Annotated in this window: 3 protein-coding genes; all 3 read right to left on the minus strand. The window is 76.1% G+C overall.

The genetic code is table 11. From position 1 onward, the window contains the following. Positions 1-333 (minus strand): type II secretion system protein N (locus tag LR948_RS18775; RefSeq protein ID WP_232755692.1); only part of this gene is annotated, 333 nt, incomplete at its 3' end. Beyond that, complete coding sequence (gene gspI, locus LR948_RS18780; RefSeq protein WP_232755693.1) at positions 330-692, minus strand: type II secretion system minor pseudopilin GspI; 363 nt, start codon at positions 690-692, stop codon at positions 330-332. The genes LR948_RS18775 and gspI, both read right to left, overlap by 4 nt. Beyond that, positions 689-1,204 (minus strand): prepilin-type N-terminal cleavage/methylation domain-containing protein (locus tag LR948_RS18785; RefSeq protein WP_232755694.1); only part of this gene is annotated, 516 nt, incomplete at its 5' end. The genes LR948_RS18785 and gspI, both read right to left, overlap by 4 nt.

Raw genomic sequence — 1,204 nt, forward strand, 5'->3', positions numbered from 1 at the left:
ATTGCCCGCCACGGCGATCAGCGCGCGCGACATCTCGGGGTCGGTCGAGACGAGAACACCGTGCAGGTCGATGTCGATCTCGCGGCCCGGGGCCTTGGCTTCGGCCTCGGGCGGCGGGGCGTTGGCCGTGCCGAAGGGCGCGAGGGCCAGGATGTTGTCGGTGCCGGCGGGGGCGGGCGCGGTGTCGCGCGCCTCGGCACTGGGCGCATAGGAGGCCGGCAGCACCCCGGTATGGCCCGAGAGGTGCCAGGCGAGCTGCGCCGTCGGAGGGCCGAGCGTCGCGGCAAGGGCCAGGATCGCGAGGCCCGCGAAAAACCAGGGCCGCGGGATCATGGCGCGCCTCCGTCGGGCAGATAGCCGGTCAGCGTCACCAGGCTTTCGCCGGGCGGGCCGGCGGCCACGCGCACCTCCAGGAGCCCGCTGCCCTCGAGCGCGCGGCGCGCGGTCCGGGTCTCGATCCGGCGGTCGAGGGCGCTTTGCCAATCGGGACGCATCTCGAGGCCCAGCTGCTGCGCCACCAGCGCGTTCTCGGCCACCCAGCGGGCGAGGATGCGGTCGGAGAGGCCGCGCGTCTGCGCCACATGCCGTTCGGCGGCGCTCAGCAGTGTCACAGCCGAGACGGCGAGGACCGCCATGGCCACCAGCGCCTCGATCAGGGTGAAGCCCGCCTCGGGATCGCGCCGCCCGGTCATGGCGCCTCCACCCGGGCGGTGACCCCGTCGAAGATCACCCGCGCGCCCCGGGCGCCGCCCAGGGCGAAGACCGCCGGGCCGGTTGGAGGGGGCAGGGCGCCGGGCGTGATCATCAGCCGGCCTTCGCGGTCTGCCGGGCCCGCGCCTTCGCGCGACAGCCCGCCGCCGCCGACGCTCTGCCAGGTGCCGAGACGCGGGTTGGGATGGGCCGACCATGCCCCGTCCCGCCGCTGCATGAAACGGTAGCTGCCGTCTTCCCAGTCGAGCGCGGCGACGCGGCCGCCCACCATGCTGCCCTCGAGCGCGATGGAGAGCCGGGCGGCCAGAAGCTCGGCCTCCTGCGCGCCGCCCCGCCCCGCGCGGTCCTCGGGGCGCAGGCTGATCGCCGCGACCCCGGCGGTGACACCCAGGAGCGCCAACACGACCAGCACCTCGACCAGCGTCACACCCGCCTCGCGACCGCGACCGCGACGGCGGCGCGGCGCGCGCGCAGCGGGGCAGGGCGCGGCACA

The sequence above is a fragment of the Roseivivax sp. GX 12232 genome (genome assembly GCF_021272185.1).
Classification (GTDB): domain Bacteria; phylum Pseudomonadota; class Alphaproteobacteria; order Rhodobacterales; family Rhodobacteraceae; genus Roseivivax.

Excerpts from the sequence above, each read along its gene's own strand:
- gspI (WP_232755693.1), bottom strand. The coding sequence starts at position 692 with ATGACCGGGCGGCGCGATCCCGAGGCGGGCTTCACCCTGATCGAGGCG.